The 5,170-nt window shown below is 53.6% G+C and carries 4 protein-coding genes and 1 pseudogene; 1 reads left to right on the top strand and 4 read right to left on the bottom strand.

The window, feature by feature from the left end; translation table 11 throughout:
- Window positions 1-377 precede the first annotated feature (377 nt).
- Entirely contained in the window at window positions 378-1,847 is a 1,470-nt protein-coding gene (locus DJ74_RS04865) for an orc1/cdc6 family replication initiation protein (protein WP_170938201.1), read from the top strand.
- 1,003 nt (window positions 1,848-2,850) lie between these two features.
- Here DJ74_RS04865 and DJ74_RS04860 read toward each other — a convergent pair.
- The 4 genes and pseudogenes from DJ74_RS04860 to DJ74_RS19580 all read right to left on the bottom strand — a co-directional run.
- On the bottom strand, window positions 2,851-4,071 hold the full coding sequence (locus tag DJ74_RS04860) for an RNA-guided endonuclease TnpB family protein (protein ID WP_094526526.1): 1,221 nt from the start codon (window positions 4,069-4,071) through the stop codon (window positions 2,851-2,853).
- 9 nt (window positions 4,072-4,080) lie between these two features.
- Window positions 4,081-4,221: a DUF2080 family transposase-associated protein gene (locus tag DJ74_RS18600; protein WP_141212017.1), complete on the bottom strand. Its 141-nt coding sequence runs from the start codon at window positions 4,219-4,221 to the stop codon at window positions 4,081-4,083.
- A 320-nt stretch (window positions 4,222-4,541) separates the two neighbouring features.
- Window positions 4,542-4,865, bottom strand: a complete 324-nt coding sequence (locus DJ74_RS04855; RefSeq protein ID WP_094524453.1) for a hypothetical protein — start codon at window positions 4,863-4,865, stop codon at window positions 4,542-4,544.
- 116 nt (window positions 4,866-4,981) lie between these two features.
- Window positions 4,982-5,152 (bottom strand): annotated as a pseudogene (locus DJ74_RS19580) (PadR family transcriptional regulator); the annotation flags it as partial.
- Window positions 5,153-5,170: the final 18 nt, after the last annotated feature.

Here is a 5,170-nt window from a genome sequence, read left to right as displayed (position 1 = left end):
ACACACACCCCTCTATCGATGTGTTCGATGTGTTGCGCCCTTTGTGTTCTGTGGTTTATCAGACAACGTTTTCTATCCTACCATTCTATCGTCCAAACCCGTTCAAGAGGATGTTAGGCGTGTGGTTTCTACCGATCACCGGTGGATTGACCTGACGTAACGCAGATATCCCTCTGGACTCTTGTGCAAAAACACATCGATAGAGGGGTGTGTGTCTTCGACCGTGTACTCACGAACACATCGTCACCGGCTACCGCCAGTTAACCCATTATCATGATTATCAAGCGGTTAATCCGGTATCACGGGTTTCACACGGCTAATCACACTTCGATAGAGGTGGGGGAACCTTTTTGATAGAGGCGGGTATCAATTGGCATATGGGTACTGACGACTCCGATGATCCCGCAGATACCCGGGGACCGTCGGAGGACGAGTTGACGGCTCAAGCTGAGCTGTCGAATGCGTCGCAGTCTGATCCTTCGCGACAGTCTTCATCCTCTCACGTCACAAATGGTAACTCACAATCTGAAGACGAGGCTGACTCCGAGGAGTCATCACAGTCGATCGAGGACATGCTCCTCGAGTTCGACGATCAGGACGGGCTGATTCGGGACCGAGCGCTACTCGATCCGAATTACGTTGTCGAAGAGGACCGCATCGTGGGTCGTGACGAGCAACTCCAAGAAGTCACCAAGATGCTTCGCGTTGCGCTCGGTGACAACCGGCCCCCCAATCTATTTCTCTACGGACCGTCCGGGACAGGCAAATCCCTCATCACAAAAGCTGTTTGCCATAACATCAGCCGTATCTGTGAAAGCCGCGACATCCGGTTTGGCACTATTGAAGTGAACTGCCAGGATTTGGATACGCTTGGTATCGCCGTGTATGAACTCGTTCAGCAGGCTGCCGATGCTGCAGGTGTCCCTATCGAGGTGCCTAAACACGGCGTGGCGACGAAAGAGAAGTGGGATGAGCTCTATCGGATCGTCAACGAGCACTTCGACTCTGTTGTGTTTGTCCTCGATGAACTGGATATGCTCGTCGGACGGCGAGACAAACAAGAGCCCGCGTTTTCACGACTGCTGTATCAGCTCTCCCGAGCTGGGGCAAACGATGAGTTGAACGCATACATTTCGGTCGTTGCGATCTCAAACGACACGAAGATGATGGAGTCTGTTGGGAGTCGCGCTGTCAGTTCGTTAACTCCTGAAGACGTCCATTTCGACGATTACGACGCGAACCAACTCCAAGCAATTCTTCGACGCCGTCAGGACGCGTTCCATGACGACGTTGTCGACGACGACGTGATCCCACTCGCAGCGGCATTCGCAGCACAGACGCATGGTGACGCCAGAAAGGCGATCGATCTCATGCGGGTCGCCGGCGAATTAGCTGAACGTGAAGGCGACACCCGCGTGCGCGAAAAGCACGTCCGTACCGCACAAGAAAAGGTCGAAAAGAATCGGGTGTTGGAGGTCGTTCGCGGCATTAGCACACAGAAGAAGCTCTGTCTGTACGCCACTGCGGCGGTTGCTTCCCACACTGACGGCGGGACCGCTAGGAGTACAACTGGCTATCGTGTGTATCAGTATCTGACCGACGCTATTGACGCCGATCAGTACCACCAGGAAACGTATGTGAATAAGATGAAAGAGCTCACGACGTATTCGCTGGTCGACTTCGAGCGGCGGAGTCACGGCCCCAGCTCCGGGATGTTTCTCGAGTTCCAGTTTGGAGAACGGCCAGAGACGATTCTTGAAACCCTTCGAGAGGACTCGCGTATTGAAGCGATTTCTGAGGATGAGGTCACCTCTGTCGTCAAAGCGCAGATCCGTAACCAGACGTAGTAGAGATTCCAGCCATATTGTAGTTAGCTGTCCGCTCCGCGCTCTTTTAGAGGGCCGTCTCTGTGTATCTGGCCGCCTCCCCCCTAATGAGTAGTTTCCATTAGTTTCCGCACACCCCTCTATCGATGTGTTCGATGTGTTTGCTACCAAGCCACGTTCTTTATCATTTCAGTTGACATTTCCCTACAATGCTACCTTTCCATTTGGTCTCGTATACACCCCTCTATCGATGTGTATTGGCTGTCTGTTATCGGGCCACAATTCTTATTTGAGTCACCTATCTGAGACCAATTATTGCGTTTCTATTAGTCCCCGTATACACCCCTCTATCGATATGTAATTCGCTGTTAAACCCGCCAAAACGAATATATTCGGGAAAATAAATATTAGGCGGTAATCCGGCCCATCCAGTCTTGCTGAGTTAAGCGAACGACATCCAACCGCTAGATCAGAATACCGGTCAACGTGTTCATGAGAAGTAGTTCTTGTGGACACCCCTCTATCGATGTGTTCAGGAAATCGCATTCGGATACACCCTCCTATCGATGTGTAACGCAGAATCGGTGCCCCTCAAATATATCTACGTATCTGTGATCAAAACTAGCTGCTCCCCCCTCCGTCATCGAAGTGTAAATTCAGGGTCGACCGTCTTCCCGGCATTGATGTGAATATTGGTTCAGTCTCCGGCTTTTCTGATGTCATCGTTCGAATTTCATTTCCCATGGGCTGTTTTCACTCGACTTGTTACTCAGCTCATCTCTCACACGGTGTCCCCCGCTAAGGCTGTGCTATCCTACGGATTGTAGGTCTCTTCCAAAATACAAAATCAGCTTAGTAGCACTCTGTCGTCGGAATACGGCATATTTACACTTTGTACACGGGGTGTGTGGTGAGAATCTATCAGCGGATACACTCGTGATCAGGGGTGTGGTCTGTCTCAAATAGAAAAAGATGCTTCAACTGTGGAACTCTGTTCGACTGTTCGTGCGTGAACTACCCCACCCTACCGCTCGCCTGACGGCTCGCGCTTGAGGGTGGAGCTTCCTGTTTCTACGACGCGCTTTGCAGACACAGATGTATCTACAGGGAGCGCAGTCTCCACAGGCGCTGATTCGGAGTATCCCACTCCTACGTCTTCGAGGCCGCGAGAAAGAATGTTCCACGCCGCGTTCGCGTCTCTATCCGCCTCGAACCCACACGCCGGACAGGACTGTTCGCGCACCCACAGCGGCTTCTCTGTCGAAACGCCGCAGGACGCACACTCTTTCGTCGTCCCTCTTGGGTTGACGGCCACGAAGTGCGTGCCTTCGCGTTCGCACTTGTATTCGAGCAACGAGAGGAATGTCCCCCACGCCGCACCTGCCCGGTTCCGCGAGTTGCCCGGTAGTTCGACCAATCCCTTCGTGTCCAAGTTCTCGACCGCTACAAAGTCGTACTCGGTGGCGTAGTAGTTCGAGAGCTTGTGGAGGAAGTCTCGCCGCTTGTGCTTCAGGTCGGCGTGTCGTTCGGCCATAACTCGACGCTGTTTCTCCCAATTCGCAGACCCGTGCTGTTTCCGTGAGAGGTCACGCTGTGCGCGTTCCAACCGCTCGCGTTCGTCAGACAGGTCAAGCGATTTGACGACGGTCCCGTCGGTGTCGTGGGCGTACTTGAGAATCCCCACGTCGATACCGACGCACCGATCGGGAGTCTCCGGTTTCGCAGGTGGGTCGTCCGGGGTTTCGACGCCGAGGATAGCGTACCACTTGCCGGTCGGTTCCTGTTTGACCGTGACGGTCTTGATTTCGGCGTCGTCGGGGAGGTCGCGGTGGAAAGTGAGTGGGATTTCTCCGAGTTTCGAGAGCCACAGTCGGGTCCGACCGCCCGTGTTCTTGAGCTTGAAGCCGGATTGACTGTAGGTGAAACTGCGGTACTCGCCCGGCGCTTTCCACTTGAGCGTCCCGACGCGGTAGCCGTTCTCTTTGCGTCCGCGTAGCGTCGAGAGGTTGTCGTACAGCCGTTGAACGACTTTCTGAAGAACTTTCGAGTGGACTTGTTTCAGGTCGTTCCACCACTTTTTGAGACTCGGCAGGAGTTTCTGTTCGGAGTATGCCGACATGTCGTCTGCTCGGTTGAGTCGGTGAAGGAAGTGGTTGTAGACCTGCCTACAGGTATCGACAGTCCACGCTAGCTGCTCTTCAATCACGTCGGACGGTCGGAGCCGATACCTGTAGTTGTAGTTCATCGAGTGGTGTTACTCGTCGGGTTCGGTGGTCCGGACAACTTTCACGTCCGCACCACGCCAACCCTTTGGGACGAGGACGTGAGCGCTGTTACCAGTAGCTTTGGCCGTCCCGTCTATGACTTCGTGACCTTCGATTTCGTGTCTATCCATCACCTGTGTTTACACCATATTTCAACATGCAGATGACGGTGGGCCTGTGGGCCGAGCATCGAACGTGTTTACTACTCGTGCGGCGCTGTATCCGCTCCCTACTCGCTCGCTCCGCTCGCTCGTTGAGGAAGGGGCCTTAGCGCCTCAATTCAGGTAAAAAAGGCTCTATCGACTATTAACGGCTTAATCTAATCTAAAATTTTTTCTCGTCCCACTGTTTTCACTCTGGATGAGGGGTGTGTGGTCATCACTTTTCCAAGTGCACCAAAATCAAATCGCACACGGGGTATGGGAACTCTATAATCGGACGTATTGGCCTCTCATTCGTCCGGATTGACTGGCTCTTTATATTTGGACGTGACTTTGTCCCCCTCTCTCCACTGCCAGTAGTAGTAGCGGTTGTCGTTGATCTCCTTGATCGTGATCGTGGCCTTCGACGGGACGTCGTCCGGAAGATCGTCCGGCCGCTCGTCGATCTCGTCGTCATCCGACTCCTCCTCAAGGCGGGCTTCGCGAGCTTTGTGGTCTGCCAGCTCCTGGGCGTAGCGTGCGACGTGCTGGAGTTGGTCCGGCGAGTAGCCGTTGAGTGTGTTGACGATATCTGTCGGGAGTTCCGCCGGTGGCGTCGGTGGCTCGTAAGACATCAGCGGTCGCCTCGTGTTAACCAACAGAGTGCGTATTGGCATAGATTTGTTGGTTAATCATCCCGTCACGGGCTAAAGAGTACGAATAGCAAACTATTCGGGAATAGAACGGGCCGTTAGACGTCGTCGGGGCGGGGCGCGTTGTCGTACTTGACCATTTTCTCGGGTTTGTCAGAGATGGTGTCGTAGATCTGCTCGAGCGTCTACTCCGCTGCGAGCAGGTTGTGCTCCTCCAAGAACTCCAGACCCTCTTCCGTGAGTTGATAAAACTTCCAGGGGTGACCTCGGGTCGTGTTAACTTAAGC

The organism is Halorubrum sp. Ea8 (assembly GCF_002252925.1).
Taxonomy (GTDB): Archaea; Halobacteriota; Halobacteria; order Halobacteriales; family Haloferacaceae; genus Halorubrum.
The sequence above is the reverse complement of the archived record's forward strand: the minus strand, read 5'-3'. Positions and strand labels throughout refer to the sequence as shown.